We start from the raw sequence: 14,359 nt of genomic DNA, 5'->3' as shown, positions 1-14,359 counted from the left end.
TCAATACATTGCATTATTATTTTAACATTTGGTTTTGTTATGTTATCGATATGAATCCTCTATTAAATTGTATATTTATATAATGTTATTTAATAGATTATGTTTGGACAGTTCAAAATGATTAGCCACAAAAGAAATTTATCACTCTTGTGGCTTATTATTTGTGAATTATTTTTGATAATAATTACTTAATTTAGTTTATGATTCGGTAGTTCAAAAATCTTATGATATCTAGCAATAATTACCGATGCTAAAACTGTTCCTAATACAGCAATAAATGCATCTAATAAAATGATATTAGCGATACTGGATTTTGAAATAATCCCAGTAATAACCGGTATAGAGAACGTTGCTAAACTAGACGAGGTGAAGAAAATACCAAGAACTTTACCTTTACCTTCCGGATAAAATTCTGACATTGTTGTTAAAGCTAATTGAAGAACGCCACCTGCGGCTGTAAATCCTAAGATAAAACCACCCGCCATACATAACATTGGTGAAGGGAATAAGAATAAAACAAACAGCATAATTGCTGATAAACAAGGATAAACAAACACAATATATACAGGGCGAATCAAGCTTTTAACTAATATTGAAGTTAGAATCACACTTGTTAATGTACCCATTGCATAATAACTTATAGTTTGAGCCGATGCAGAAGGACTCATCATTGCAACTGATTCAGAAAATTTAGGTAACCAAATTGACACTAAATAAAATGTTGCGGTTGATGTATAACCAATAATAATAAAGCAAATACCTTCGATCCAAAAGTTTGCTTTTTGTTTTAATTTTGGTAATGGTTTTGTCTCTTTCTCAATTGATTCATCTGCAATTTCTTCTGCTGCTGGTTGTTTATGATTTGGAAATGGCATTTTTAATACAGCTAAAGCATTAAGGGCTAATATAGCAACACAGAATAAGAATGACCAACCATAATAAGCTTTAAAAGCGATAATCATGGTCATCACAATCGGTAATACAAATTGCCCACCAGCAATGGCTGCTTTAGTTAAAATTGATGCTGTACCTGTTGCCTTAGGAAATGATTCCATCAATGCAGGATAAGTACCCGCATCCAGTGTTGAGTTAGCAATACCACCTAAAATAGCAAACAAAAATGCAACTTCTAGATTAGGACTAATCAGAATGCCAAGCAAAAATCCTATATAAAATAAACCGCCTAAAAATACGAAAGGTTTACGACCAAATTTATCTGATAATGCGCCCATAACAAACAAAACAATTAATCGTCCAATCCCCAAACCAGAGATCACATAAGCAATTCCCGCACTGTCGGTATTTAATTGATTAGCCAAATAATCCATATTTTGGGCGAGAATGATTGCTCCCATACCATGAACAAAATAGTTTATATATAAGCATATCGAGGTAGGAATATATTTATTTTTCATAATGCATCCTTTGTTAAATAATTTAATTTTGTATTTCATTCCAATTATTAAAATCGGCTAAATTTTTTTGATCATATTTTTTTATTTACAGGTCATTTCATTTATATCAAATCTATTAGCATCAAATTCATATTCATTATTTTTATTTATAAATCATAACAATATGTTCATTTTTGCTATTTAAATTAATAATTATTCTTAAATAATTTTTATGATTATTTGGCTTATTATGAATAAATTTATTAAAAAAATAAATTAAAATAACAAAATCTATAGATAAAATTATTTTATTGTTTTACATTATTAGCAACTTATTTTTTTAATTTCAGATAAATTTTTTAAAATTTCAGGAGGATTGTATGGCAATTGAACGTCCTATTGGGCTTGCTGCCTTGACAGTATTAGATGTATCTCCAGCAAATCAAGTCATTGTGGCAGCTGAAGCTGGATATACCCATGTTGGTTTAAGACTTATTCCAGCCACACCTACTGAGCCTGTTTATGCGACAGTCGGCGATACACCACTAATCAGAGAAGTAGAGAGGCGTTTAAAAGAGACTGGTATCAAAGTGTTAGATATTGAAATTTTCCGACTTAAACCAGATACACGTGTCATCAATTTTTTTCCTGTATTAGAAACCGGGGCTCGTTTAGGTGCTAGTCAAGTATTATTAGCAGGTAATGATCCCGATAGAAATCGTTTAGCTGATAATTTTGCACAATTATGTGAAATTGCCGCACCATTAGGTATCGCAATCAATATTGAACCAATGCCTTGGACTGATATTCCAACGGTCAATTCAGGTGTAGAACTACTTAAAGCAGCAAACCAAAATAACCAAGGTATGATTATTGATCCATTACATTTTGATCGAGGCGCTAATACTCTGGATGACTTGAAAAATGTACCTAAGGATTGCTGGCGTTATATGCAATTATGCGATGGGACTAAAGAAAAACCTAAAGATACTGAAGGATTACTTTACCAAGCGAGAAATTATCGCTTATCGCCGGGACGTGGTGGAATTGATTTAGTTTCATTATTGAAAGCTTTACCAGAAATGCCAATTTCAATTGAATGTTGTAATGATGAGTTTGCATTGAGTCATTCTCCAATTGAACGAGCAAAAATGTATATAGAAGATACAAAACAATTACTTAGACAAGTAGCTGAACTTAATGATTAAAAATTGGAGAAAAGTATGAGAGCAAATATTGATGGTCATTTTTTATTAATTGGACTAATGGCATATCCAATTCGACACAGCTTATCACCGAAAATGCAAAATATTATCTATTCTAAACTAGACGTTCCTTACGTCTATTTAGCTTTTGAAGTGACACAAGAAAAATTACCTGATGCTATAAAAGGTTTACGAGCATTAGGTTTACGCGGTAGTGCAGTATCAATGCCAAATAAACAACTTGTATGTCAATATTTAGATAAATTAACACCCGCAGTTGAGCTTATTGGAGCATGTAATACCATTTCTAATGATGATGGTGTACTAACTGGCTATAACACTGATGGTATGGGATACATGCGCTCATTAAAAGAGGCCAACGTTGATATTATTGGAAAAAAAATGACATTACTTGGAGGTGGTGGCGCTGCAAGTGCTATTGCCGTACAAGCCGCGCTAGATGGTGTTAAAGAGATTTCTATTTTCAATCAACAAGATGAATGCTTTGAGAAAATTGTAGAAATAGCTAAAAGAATCAATGATAAAACAAATTGTAAAGCAACCGTCTATGATCTAACAGATAAAGCCAAATTGCGTCAAGAAATCGCTGAAAGTGCAGTATTATGTAATGCAACAGGTGTGGGTATGAAGCCTTTAGAAGGGCAAAGTTTAATAACCGATCCTAGTATGCTAAGAAAAGATCTTGTTGTAACCGATTGTATTTATAGTCCGCGTAAAACTAAATTACTAGAAATAGCCGAAGCACAAGGCTGTAAAATATTAAACGGTATCGGAATGATGTTATGGCAAGGCCATGCACAAATTAAAATTTGGACTGGACAAGATGCCCCTATTGATTATGTTAAAGAAAAAATGGGTTTTAATGACTAATATTTATTTAACCTATTGTAATTAATATAAATATTAATATTTATATCTGTATCAATTATCCTCTTCACAATTTTTATCGAGAGGATAAAAATAAATTAATTGGTGACCAGATGACAAAAATTACCGTGAAAAATTTAGATATTGGTGTTGGAGCGCCTAAAATTATCGTTCCAATTGTGGGTAAAACAGAACAAGAATTAGTAAATGAAGCTGAATTTTTGACTCAAATCGACTTTGATATGGTCGAATGGCGAGTTGATCATTTCCAACATGTTGATGATATTGAAAAAGTAAAACAAACAGCAAACAAATTAAACTCAATCATTGGTCACAAACCAATTTTATTCACATTTCGTACCGCTAATGAAGGCGGCGTTTATCCTGCTTCAGTGGAATTTTATATTAATTTAAATAAACAGATGATTAAAAGTGGATTGATCGATCTTGTTGATATTGAAGTTTTCACTGGCGACAAATATGTAGAAGAAATTGTCGAGCTAGCTCATCAAAATAAGGTTTTAGTTATTGCCTCAAACCATGATTTTGATAAAACACCGCCAAAAGAGGAAATTATAGCAAGATTACGCAAAATGCAGGATCTTGGCGTAGATATTCCAAAAATCGCTGTAATGCCGCGTTCACGTGAAGATGTAATTAACTTACTTGCTGCAACAGCGGTAATGAAAGACAAATATGCGCATACACCACTAATTACTATGTCAATGGCAGGAAAAGGTGCGATTAGTCGTGTTGCAGGCGAAACTTTTGGTTCTGACCTCACATTTGGCGCAGCAAAAAATGCATCTGCACCTGGTCAACTTGATGTAAAAGACCTGAGATACATTTTAAATATATTACATAAAAGTTTAGCTTAAAATTATAACTGTTTTATAAAAACTCAAATTGAATACAAGTTAACTTATTGAAAGTCAAATATATAAACTATTAAGTTGCAAAGATTAATCGTAAATAATCAGCGATTAATATAAAAATAATATTAGGAGTCTGTATGAATAACAATTGGTTAGGTTTAGAAGGTGATGTCTGTGTTATCACAGGAGCTGTTGGTGGCATGGGTGCAGAAATTTGCCGAGAATTTGCCAAACAAAAAGCAAATTTAGTACTCATCGATCTTGATGAAACCAAATGCCAAGATTATGCTGCTGAATTAGCCAAAGAGTATGGTATTAAAGCGATAGGTTTGGCTTGTAACACAACTGATGAAAAAAGTGTTGACGATGCCGTTGCTTTAGTCAAAAAACAATTTGGTCGCTGTGATGTTTTAGTCAATACTGCGGCAATTTTAAAATTCTGTCCATTAGAAGATTTACCACTTGATGAATGGCAACTAACTATTAATGTCAACATGACAGGTTATTTCCTAATGTCTCAACGTTTTGGTCGTATGATGATCGAACAGAAATCAGGTCGCATGGTACATATCTCAACGGTTGCTTCGCATACACCTGAAACCTATAGTGGCGCATATAGCCCTACAAAAGCTGCTATTTCAATGTTATCAAAGCAAATTGCCGCTGAATGGGGACAATTTGGTATACGTAGTAATGCTGTTTGCCCTTGTTTTGTTAAAACACCATTATCGAAAAAATTCTATGAAGATAAAGAAGTAGAAGAAGGTCGTACGCGAATGATTGCAAGCCATCGTATTGGTGAAACAATTGATATCGCTAATGCTGTTTTATATTTGGCCAGTAAACGTTCAGATTATTCTAATGGTACTGAATTAGTTGTCGACGGTGGTTATGAGATTATGTTGGGTGACTTAGTACCAAGACCAGGTGGACGCCGTCAGTTTGCAATTAATTCACGCACAGCAAATAAAAGCTAAAATCGATCAAAAAGCATGTTTATAGATCGAAATTAGATCGCCTTTCAACCAAAATACCACTAACAAGTGGTATTTTTTTATTTAAAAAATGAATTGAAAATATCATAAACATTTATAAATTAAATGATAGCTAAATAATAATTTAATTTAAAATCAATAAAATATCTAATTTATAAATAATTAATATTTTTTTATTCTAAAATTTAATTATTTATAATATTTGTAATAAACAAAGCTAATTTAATAAAGTGTTCCTATTGTCAAATTAATTTAATGTTTTGATTTATAATATATAATACTTAGGTTAAAACAAAAATAATTTATAGAAAAAATTAATAAATAAATGAAAAAATAAAGAATATATTTATTGATAAATTGTGTATAATAGAGTTAATCGAATATCAATTTAAAATTTAAAGTAGCACAACTTCAGAGTTGTGTGATGGTATGAGGGAGTAACATGAGCGATTTCTCTTCAATATTTCAACCTATCACAATTAAACGCACCACAATTAAAAATCGAATTGTAATGCCACCGATTGGCACTAACTTTGCAACCTTAAGTGGTGAATTTGTTGATGACCACATACAGTATTATGAACAACGAGCTAAAGGTGGAACTGGATTAATTATTCTTGAAAATGTCTGTATTGATTACCCATATGGAACTAATGGGACAACACAACTACGAATTGATAATGACCAGTATATACCAGGATTATTTAGATTTACGGAACGTATGCATAAACATGGTGCTACTGTCGCTGTACAAATTAATCATGCTGGTGCCTCTGCCTATTTTGGACGACTGAATGGCTTACAGCCTATTTCTGCATCAAATATTCCATCAAAAACGGGTGGCAATGCTCCAAGACCTATGTCAGTTGATGAAATATATTATGTTGTGAAACAATATGGATTAGCAGCATCAAGAGTACAACGAGCAGGATTTGATGCTGTCGAAATTCATGCTGGGCACTCCTACTTACTTAGTCAATTCTTATCCCCAATATTTAACAAACGTACTGATGAATTTGGTGGGAGCGTTGAAAACCGTGCGCGAATAGTTCGCATGGTCATTGACGAAATTCGCAAACATGTTGGACCAAATTTTCTAATAATGTTGCGTTTTAGTGCTGATGACTTTATTGAAGGCGGGAATAGCTTAGAAGATACGCTAGAAATTCTAGAATATTTAAACGAAGGCGTTGATATTTTTGATGTATCAGCGGCACAAAATGACACTTTATTTATGCAAATCGATCAGATGAACTTACCCGATGGTTGGCGATCATATATGGCGAAAGCAGTGAAAGACAAATTCAACAAACCAACCATTGCCTCAGGAAATTTCCGTGATCCAAAAATTATTGCTGATACGATAGCAAACGGTGTTTCCGATTTTGTTGTAATGGGGCGAGGATTAATTGCAGAACCTTATTGGGTTGAAAAAGTTAAAAATAACGAAATTGATACATTAAGACGTTGTATATCATGTAATATCGGGTGTGCAGATCATCGAATTGCCAAATCTAAACCAATACGCTGCACAGTAAATCCTGATATTATCAGTTATGAAGATTATAAACGCTATCAAATAACTGAACCACTTAATGTTGTCGTAATAGGTGGAGGGACTGCTGGGCTTGAAGCTGCAGCCACCGCAGCCGAAGTCGGTTGTAACGTAACCCTATATGAAGAAAAACCATTTCTTGGTGGATTATCATCCATTATTTCACGTTTTCCTTATAAACGACGTATAGCGGATCTACCAAAATTTTTGATCAACCGTATCAACAAATTAGACAATGTCACAATCCATTTAAATACAAAAGCAACGCCAGAAATGGTAGCAACTCATCACCCTGATCTGGTTGTCGCAGCTACAGGTGCTAAGGCTATATTACCTACTATTAAAGGATTACATGAACAGTTAGCGAAAGAGAAACGCAACGTCTTCTCAATTTTTGATCTAATGGACAATTTCGAATACTTTACTGATATTCCTAATAAAAAAATTGTTGTAATCGGTGGGGGGGCTGTTGGGTTAGATGTGGTTGAATATTTCTCTGAAAACAAAGCTAAAAGTACCACTATTGTTGAAATGCAGTCGGCATTAGCAAAAGATTTAGATATGATTGGCCGTTTATCAATGATGAGAATGATTGATGATAATCACGTCAACGTAATGTTAGAAACTACATTACAAGAAGTTAAAGAAGATCGCTTTATTGTTTCTCGAAATGGTCAAATTGAAGAACTCGATTTCGACTATGGTTTTGTCTGCTTAGGTTTAACTCCCGTATCAGAATTTACTGAACAATTCCGACTACATGCAGATAAAAACCACTATCAGTTTCAACAAATTGGTGATTGCAAACAAGCAAGAAAATTAATTGATGGAATGCGAGAAGGCCGTGATGTCATTGCTGCTATTCAATCAATTGAAAGAAGCCGAGCTCATAATATTCGTGGTGTGGATGTTAACTATGCTATTTAGTTTTTTCGACTTGTTTAGTTGGCAATAAAAAATAATTAAAAGAGAACTCAAAACGAGTTCTCCTTTATATTCAATCTAAATGTATCACATCACTCAAAATTTATCTTGTTAGTTGCACAAACCTTTGAATGAGAGTCATGGACCAAATCTTTAATAAAATAACTAGAAGAAAATTCAAAATCTATAAAAAATATGCTAAAAATAATTTTTTATAGATTTATATGATTGATGTTAATAACTGTAAATTACTATCTTTATAAAACCTAATTAAAATTACTAAAAAATCCCATTATTATTGAACGATTGTATCTTTTCTACACCTCTTTCAATTACATCCCAATGTTCTACTATTTTATGATTTTAACGCGAAAAATATCACATACTTTATTAATACTACCATTAGCGAGAGTACATTTATGGAATATGTAAACCATATCACCTTCACTGCACAGATTAATAATTTCAAATTTAGGTTTTAATTGAAGAAAATTTTTAAAAAAGTTAATAACAGCTTCACGACCTGTTTCAACTTTAGGGTTGTGTTGTATATAATCTTCGATAACATATTCAGGGATTTTATCAATTTCACCATTGATAAATACGTGTTGATAAAATTGTTTAATTAGCTCTTTATTCGTCATAAAAACATACTATTTTATTAATAAAAATTAGTATCATATCTCTATATTAGGTTAATGATGCAGTGGTTAACGAGAAGTTAAATTATAACTTTCAGTAAGAAAATCAAATATTTCTTTATCGGTTAGTGGTCCAGAAAGAACAATACTAATCCAATGTTCTTTATTCATATGATAAGCTGGCAAAATACCTTCTTTTTTTCTTAACGATCCAATATATTCTGGTCTGAGTTTGACATTTAATATATCCACTTCTTTATCATCTTTGAGACCTAATTTTGTACCAGGCACATTCATCACAATAGCAAACCACTTATCTCCATCATCGTGATGCCGTAATACAGCATACCTAGGAAAATTGTTCCAAAGATAATTAGGTTCTGCATGAAATTGCTTTTTGGCATAGTTTAATAACGTTTCCCTTTTCATAATGACTCCTTGGAGTATTAAATAGATGATTAGAACATTAGTTTATGTGATGAAACTAAGCAGTTTAACTAATGGCTTATAGTTTAGTATTAAATATGCATTAACAGACTAGATGTAATAGTGATTATTTATCAATAAAATTCAGTCCTGCTGTGATAATATTTCTAAAACTAATTCAATATTATCATTAATCAGTTCATCATAAAGTGATTTATTTTCTTTATAAACAACGCTGATATTGATTAATCCTTCTAATATCACCATTAGTTGGTTGGTTAAAGTTGTCTGTTGTGGGGTTTTGGGCAGTTGGTCATGGATCAGTTTACGGATAAATTCTTTATGTTCAATCACCAGTTGTTGTACAGCTTGATCGTTATGAATTTCTTCTTTAGCTCTAACAAATAAGCAGCCATTAAAATCGTCTTGATTAAACCAATCAACGTGCCATTTGAATATTTGCATAATTGACTCATAGTGATCAAGAGCAGCAATTGCTTCAGTGAGTTTAACAGACTGACCAGTTATCAATTTTAGTGATAAATTGTTTCACATAACGTGAACGCTCAGTCCATGGCAATTTAATTTCACCTATAATCATACCTTGTAACATCACTTCCTCGAAGTATAAGTGATTATCCATTGCAAGGTAGTAGTCATAATCAAGCTGTACTATTTTTTTTGCTATTTTACGCAGTTTGGGTAATCTCACACCTAATAAATTATCAATGTTGGGAATAAGCTTTGCAGCAAAGATTCGATAATTTTCTTCGGCTATTATTTCAAGTTCTTTGCGAATTTTTTCTCTCATGATCTGATTTTACAAACTCTATTATCTATTACAATCTGAATCTTGCTATTTGATAATTACATTCTATATGTTAAAAAATAAAATGTACGTACTGCGCTCAAATCTGGCTGTCAGATTTAATTTTTCTTATCGAGAATTACTTAAAAAACTTAAACTAGTATATTTTACTGTTTATATCCAACAACTTTATTTTTACATTCATGTTAAATCAATGTCACTTGCTAGCTATAATTAATTTTCTTTTACTTCTAAATAGTGGCTAAAATATTTATTTGATTATCATTCCTAATCATAAAACATATTAGTTTTTGATTCTTTAAATCAACTGGATGTAACGAGATCGAATTTGATTCTAAATACTTAGGAGAGGCACATAAAATATTTTTTGATAGAAATAATTTTTTTACTACTCAATTACTATCATCTAAATTTCCGACTCCAATTGCAATATCGATGTTCATATACTGAGGTTATGAGACAGGAAATTCATCAAAATTGACATTGATAAAACTTTGCGAACAAACAAGCACAAGTTTTTAATTCTATTAAAAAATTATATTTCTCTAGAAATAGCTCTATTTACTTGAAACTTCTTTTCTCACTAATTAGGTTATGAGACCTAGAAAAGGTTTACTTTATTAATTTATCATTTTGGATAGCAGTTTTAGTAAAGTTTCGCCATGCGAGACGGTTTATCATGGATTTTTGGTAGTTTCCCGGCGTTACCCCGAAATTTTGTCGAAATATAGAAATAAACCCACTAATATTGTCATAACCTAAATATAACGATATTTCTGTGATTGGTTTTCCAGTAGCAAGCAATTCTAACGCTTTTAACATCCGTAGTTTCTGACGCCATTGTGTGAAATTAAACCCAGTTTCATTTGTAAATCGACGTGTTAATGAGCGTCGGGAAATGCCCGCCCAAACGCCCCAGTCATTGATTTTTTTATTATCACCAGGATTATCAGATAAAGCTAAAGCGATTTTTAACAAACGCATATCTTTCGGCATTGGTAGTGCTAACTCAACTTTAGGCATTGTCCTAATCTCGTCAAGGATCACGGCAATTAAACGCTTCTGTTCCGGCTCCAATTCTGAATTATGCCATGACATGGTCCGTGTAATTGCTTCGCGCAATAAGTCAGATAATTCTAAAATGTATGGTTTGACAGGTAGTTTAGTACATGCATTTTTTTGTATATAGATGCTCCATCCTTCGAATGGCCCATGCGATCTAAGAAGACTATGTTGTACATTTGGAGGTACCCAGACACAGTGAGTTGCAGGCACTACCCATTGACAACTTTCTGCTTCAATTGAAATTAAACCCTGTAAAGTACCGAGTAATTGTCCTCTCGAATGACCATGACGTTGCGTCACTCTTTGTGAAGAGTGACTAACTGTCGATACGATCATCGGTTCGCTATCAGAAGAAGCAAGATGTGGAGAAATAAGTGGCGTATTCATTTATATGGCCCCGATGGGATATTTTGTGGCTTAAATTGGCTAGTAAAACGCTATTCTACTGGCTATCCTAAAGTCCTCTTAATTAAATTGAAGATAACAAGTTAGCAATAAATAGATAAGTTGTAAATGAACAAAATAATAGTTTTTATACAAATCAATTAGTAATTTTCAAATTTATTAATTGATTAATAATCCGATTTTGAAAAGGAACAGATACATGAAAGGAAAGCATGTCTTATTTGGCATTAGCCCTTTTAATTCTAAATTTGATGAGAATTATATTAAGAGTATGTTGGAGTAGGAATTCATGCTTGTATTGGCGCTCAATTTGCAAATATGCAATTAAATATCGCTCTGCAAAAATTAGTATTAATACTTAAAAAATATAAAGAAATTACGCCACCAACATTCGATGGAATATATACACGGGGCGCAACTAAATATAATCTGGAAAGGGTGTAATATGAAACAATCGATTGACCTGACAACCGCCGAAAGGAAGTTAGTGTTTGCTATGACGCTATCTTGTATATTGCCATTACTAGATAGCAGTATTGTTAATGTTATTTTATCCTCAATTTCGAATGACATTAATACCTCTTATGCCTATATACAATGGGCTGTTACAGTATATATGCTTGCTTGCGCAGCCGGCATATTACTATCACCTTATATACATGAAAACTTTGGGCTCAAGAAAGCATGGATATGCTCAATTTTTGTTTTTCTTGTTGGTTCTATATTAGTTGGATTTTCCTATAATCTGGCTTCTTTGATCTTATTTAGATGTCTACAAGGTTTTGGTGCAGGAATATTAATTCCCATTACTCAATCCACAATAGCGATTTATTTTGGTAAGGAAAGACTAAAGCCGATTATGGCATTGATTGCTATTCCGTCAGTCTTTGCCCCTGCGTTAGGACCAATTTTTGGAGCGGTCATATCAGAACAGTTAAATTGGAGAATAGCTTTTTTTATCAACATGCCTTTGGTGCTTGTGGCTTTTTTCTGTGGTAGGACGACAATACCTGATAATAAAACGTCTAAATACAATATGAATATTTATGTATTTATGACATTTTTAATTGCTTTAATACTCTTTTTTATCTCTATTAAAAATCTCACTTCTGGGGGCTTTTTTGATATTTTTAATATTATTATGCTAGTTTTAGGTATTGGTTTAATGATGGTTTCGCTTATTACTAATAACAAGTCAGACAGTAAATTGATTGATTTAAGTGCGTTTAGTTGTATTCAATATTCGTTTGCAATAACTATGGGATTTCTGACGTCACTTATCTTTTTTGGTTTTATGATTTTTTTCCCTTTAATACAAGCAATAAATGATAATATATCTATTACCTATATTGGTATGCTGCTTGCTCTACAAGGTGTAGGTGCTTGGTTGGCTAGAAAATTTATTTATAAATCTCTAAGTGAGATAAATTCGTTTCTAATTATTGGCGTAGGATTAATAATATCAGCAATAAGTATATTAATAATTCAAGTTGGTGGGATCCCCTCTGAAATCATCGGTTTTATTGTTCGAGGTTCCGGATTAGGCGTCGCCACGATTGCTGTTCTCTCTTCTCCATTCGAGTTTTGTGATAAAAATCACATTAAGGACACGAGTGCAATCACACGAGTTATACAGCAAATTGGTGGTGCATTTGGAGGTGTATTATCAGGAATATTAATCCACCTCACTCAAGATCAGATAATATCAGTAAACTGCGCTTATCAGACAATGTTTTTTGTGTCTCTTACTTTTGGTCTTCTAGCGGTTATTGTCTATATTTTCTTTGGTCGAGTGAATATAAAGATTTAGTATACAAAAAAACAGAGCATGTGAATGAATTGTCTCTCTAATAGTTAGGCAACCAATTAACTGACCTATTGATGTACCCAATGGAATACACATTGATAATGCTATTGGAACGCCTAGGATAACTATAATTATTGCTCTATCTCTTTTATCATCCCTAACCATTTTTGTTGCATAACCAACCACCATTACCCATAAAAGGCCAGCAAAACACCTGCTAAAAATCTAGCTATTAATATCAGAATTATTGTTGATATATCTAAGTATCTATTTTAGCATCAACAGTTTTTAGGTTTGTTGATTAGATTAAAAATTAGAGCAAAATTATAAAATTTTTACAATTTGTTCGGCCTAAGCATATTTTAGAATTAAGAGAAAGTTTTACGCCATACGTTTGGACTAACTTGATATTTGTTTTTAAAGTATTGTCTGAAAGATGTTGTATTATGAAATCCTGATAGTTCTGCAATTTTTTCTATTGATAAAGAGGAAGTTTCTAACAAATCCTTACTACGTAACAACCTTTCATTAGTAAGCCAGCCCACTAATGTCATACCTGTCTCTTTTTTAAAGTGACGTGTAAAAGTGCTTCTACTCATAGAGGCTTTCTTGGCAAGTTCATCTATAGTATAGGTCTTGGTTAAGTTCTTTCGTAAATAATCCAAAAGAGAGTTTATTTGTTTGTTATGGGCAGCCATTACGATTGGATGCTCAATATATTGAGCTTGTCCTCCCTCACGATGGGGAGGCGCAACCATTACCCGAGCTATTTTATTTGCAATTTTACTACCGTAGATTTTACGAACTATGTATAAGCAACAGTCTAAACTAGCAGCTGTTCCAGCAGATGTTATGACATGATGATCCTCTACATAGAGGGCATTATTGTCTAACGTTATTTCAGGGAAGCGTTTTTTAAAATCTATCTCAGCCATCCAATGTGTTGATGCTTTCTTACCATCAAGTATTCCTGTATATGCCAGTGCGTAAGTTCCATAACATAGCCCAACTATTTGAGCACCACGTGTGTACGCTTGATAAATAGCATTAGCTAAACTAGGTTTCGGTGGTTTAGTGAGATCATGCCATCCGGGAATAATTATAATGTCTGCTTTTTCTAGTAATTCTAGCCCGCCATCAGATTTTATGGTCATTACATTTTGAGTTTCATGTTTCTTATTTTCTATTGAGATGATTTTTAGATCGAATAATTTACGTTCTTCAACCTCAATATTAAATATCATATAAGGAATTGAAAAGTGAAATGGACTAATGTTTGGATAAAGAACTAATGCGATGCAAGGTAAATTCATAGTATTTAAGCTTAAAAAATTAGAACATATAATTTGA

The 14,359-nt window shown here is 32.6% G+C and carries 14 protein-coding genes; 7 read left to right on the top strand and 7 right to left on the bottom strand.

Features of this window, described 5'->3' with window-relative positions:
• Positions 1-188 precede the first annotated feature (188 nt).
• Entirely contained in the window at positions 189-1,415 is a 1,227-nt protein-coding gene (locus tag H3S88_RS06935; RefSeq protein ID WP_086327533.1) for an MFS transporter, read from the bottom strand.
• Positions 1,416-1,774: 359 nt separating this feature from the next.
• Between H3S88_RS06935 and H3S88_RS06930 the strand changes: the two genes are divergently transcribed.
• The 5 genes from H3S88_RS06930 (at position 1,775) to H3S88_RS06910 (ending at position 7,839) form a co-directional block, all read left to right on the top strand.
• Positions 1,775-2,602 carry a sugar phosphate isomerase/epimerase gene (locus H3S88_RS06930; RefSeq protein WP_198228442.1) on the top strand — a complete coding sequence of 276 codons (828 nt, stop codon included), beginning with the start codon at positions 1,775-1,777 and terminating at the stop codon, positions 2,600-2,602.
• 15 nt (positions 2,603-2,617) lie between these two features.
• Positions 2,618-3,490, top strand: coding sequence for a shikimate dehydrogenase (locus tag H3S88_RS06925; RefSeq protein ID WP_198228440.1), 873 nt, complete (start codon positions 2,618-2,620; stop codon positions 3,488-3,490).
• Between the two features lie 110 nt (positions 3,491-3,600).
• A complete protein-coding gene (gene aroD, locus H3S88_RS06920) occupies positions 3,601-4,365 on the top strand; it encodes a type I 3-dehydroquinate dehydratase (protein ID WP_198228438.1) in 765 nt (254 codons plus the stop codon).
• Positions 4,366-4,499: 134 nt separating this feature from the next.
• Positions 4,500-5,339, top strand: coding sequence for an SDR family NAD(P)-dependent oxidoreductase (locus H3S88_RS06915; RefSeq protein ID WP_086272788.1), 840 nt, complete (start codon positions 4,500-4,502; stop codon positions 5,337-5,339).
• Positions 5,340-5,799: 460 nt separating this feature from the next.
• Positions 5,800-7,839: an FAD-dependent oxidoreductase gene (locus H3S88_RS06910; protein WP_198228436.1), complete on the top strand. Its 2,040-nt coding sequence runs from the start codon at positions 5,800-5,802 to the stop codon at positions 7,837-7,839.
• Between the two features lie 347 nt (positions 7,840-8,186).
• Here H3S88_RS06910 and H3S88_RS06905 read toward each other — a convergent pair whose 3' ends face one another.
• From H3S88_RS06905 to H3S88_RS06885, 5 genes are all read right to left on the bottom strand, one after another.
• Positions 8,187-8,480: a nuclear transport factor 2 family protein gene (locus H3S88_RS06905; protein ID WP_198228434.1), complete on the bottom strand. Its 294-nt coding sequence runs from the start codon at positions 8,478-8,480 to the stop codon at positions 8,187-8,189.
• A gap of 66 nt (positions 8,481-8,546) precedes the next feature.
• Complete coding sequence (locus tag H3S88_RS06900) at positions 8,547-8,906, bottom strand: MmcQ/YjbR family DNA-binding protein (RefSeq protein WP_086289960.1); 360 nt, start codon at positions 8,904-8,906, stop codon at positions 8,547-8,549.
• Between the two features lie 141 nt (positions 8,907-9,047).
• On the bottom strand, positions 9,048-9,368 hold the full coding sequence (locus H3S88_RS06895; RefSeq protein WP_198228432.1) for a hypothetical protein: 321 nt from the start codon (positions 9,366-9,368) through the stop codon (positions 9,048-9,050).
• Positions 9,369-9,411: 43 nt separating this feature from the next.
• A complete protein-coding gene (locus H3S88_RS06890) occupies positions 9,412-9,714 on the bottom strand; it encodes a DNA alkylation repair protein (RefSeq protein WP_198228430.1) in 303 nt (100 codons plus the stop codon).
• A gap of 630 nt (positions 9,715-10,344) precedes the next feature.
• Complete coding sequence (locus tag H3S88_RS06885) at positions 10,345-11,184, bottom strand: helix-turn-helix domain-containing protein (protein WP_198228428.1); 840 nt, start codon at positions 11,182-11,184, stop codon at positions 10,345-10,347.
• 217 nt (positions 11,185-11,401) lie between these two features.
• On the opposite strand from H3S88_RS06885, the gene H3S88_RS13540 reads away from it, so the two are divergent.
• Together H3S88_RS13540 and H3S88_RS06875 are read left to right on the top strand one after the other, a co-directional pair.
• Complete coding sequence (locus H3S88_RS13540; protein WP_370528590.1) at positions 11,402-11,485, top strand: tRNA-dependent cyclodipeptide synthase; 84 nt, start codon at positions 11,402-11,404, stop codon at positions 11,483-11,485.
• A 162-nt stretch (positions 11,486-11,647) separates the two neighbouring features.
• Positions 11,648-13,012, top strand: a complete 1,365-nt coding sequence (locus tag H3S88_RS06875; protein ID WP_198228426.1) for an MFS transporter — start codon at positions 11,648-11,650, stop codon at positions 13,010-13,012.
• 365 nt (positions 13,013-13,377) lie between these two features.
• On the opposite strand, the gene H3S88_RS06870 is transcribed toward H3S88_RS06875, so the two are convergent.
• Positions 13,378-14,322 (bottom strand): GlxA family transcriptional regulator, encoded by a 945-nt coding sequence (locus H3S88_RS06870; protein WP_198228425.1) that lies wholly within the window; start codon positions 14,320-14,322, stop codon positions 13,378-13,380.
• Positions 14,323-14,359 lie beyond the last annotated feature (37 nt).

Source organism: Gilliamella sp. B14448G11 (assembly GCF_016101765.1).
Lineage (GTDB): Bacteria > Pseudomonadota > Gammaproteobacteria > Enterobacterales > Orbaceae > Gilliamella > Gilliamella apicola_N.
The sequence above is the reverse complement of the archived record's forward strand: the minus strand, read 5'-3'. Positions and strand labels throughout refer to the sequence as shown.

Excerpts from the sequence above, each read along its gene's own strand:
- H3S88_RS06935 (WP_086327533.1), bottom strand. The coding sequence starts at position 1,415 with ATGAAAAATAAATATATTCCTACCTCGATATGCTTATATATAAACTAT.
- H3S88_RS06930 (WP_198228442.1), top strand. The coding sequence starts at position 1,775 with ATGGCAATTGAACGTCCTATTGGGCTTGCTGCCTTGACAGTATTAGAT.
- H3S88_RS06925 (WP_198228440.1), top strand. The coding sequence starts at position 2,618 with ATGAGAGCAAATATTGATGGTCATTTTTTATTAATTGGACTAATGGCA.
- aroD (WP_198228438.1), top strand. The coding sequence starts at position 3,601 with ATGACAAAAATTACCGTGAAAAATTTAGATATTGGTGTTGGAGCGCCT.
- H3S88_RS06915 (WP_086272788.1), top strand. The coding sequence starts at position 4,500 with ATGAATAACAATTGGTTAGGTTTAGAAGGTGATGTCTGTGTTATCACA.
- H3S88_RS06910 (WP_198228436.1), top strand. The coding sequence starts at position 5,800 with ATGAGCGATTTCTCTTCAATATTTCAACCTATCACAATTAAACGCACC.
- H3S88_RS06905 (WP_198228434.1), bottom strand. The coding sequence starts at position 8,480 with ATGACGAATAAAGAGCTAATTAAACAATTTTATCAACACGTATTTATC.
- H3S88_RS06900 (WP_086289960.1), bottom strand. The coding sequence starts at position 8,906 with ATGAAAAGGGAAACGTTATTAAACTATGCCAAAAAGCAATTTCATGCA.
- H3S88_RS06895 (WP_198228432.1), bottom strand. The coding sequence starts at position 9,368 with ATGCAAATATTCAAATGGCACGTTGATTGGTTTAATCAAGACGATTTT.
- H3S88_RS06890 (WP_198228430.1), bottom strand. The coding sequence starts at position 9,714 with ATGAGAGAAAAAATTCGCAAAGAACTTGAAATAATAGCCGAAGAAAAT.
- H3S88_RS06885 (WP_198228428.1), bottom strand. The coding sequence starts at position 11,184 with ATGAATACGCCACTTATTTCTCCACATCTTGCTTCTTCTGATAGCGAA.
- H3S88_RS13540 (WP_370528590.1), top strand. The coding sequence starts at position 11,402 with ATGAAAGGAAAGCATGTCTTATTTGGCATTAGCCCTTTTAATTCTAAA.
- H3S88_RS06875 (WP_198228426.1), top strand. The coding sequence starts at position 11,648 with ATGAAACAATCGATTGACCTGACAACCGCCGAAAGGAAGTTAGTGTTT.
- H3S88_RS06870 (WP_198228425.1), bottom strand. The coding sequence starts at position 14,322 with ATGAATTTACCTTGCATCGCATTAGTTCTTTATCCAAACATTAGTCCA.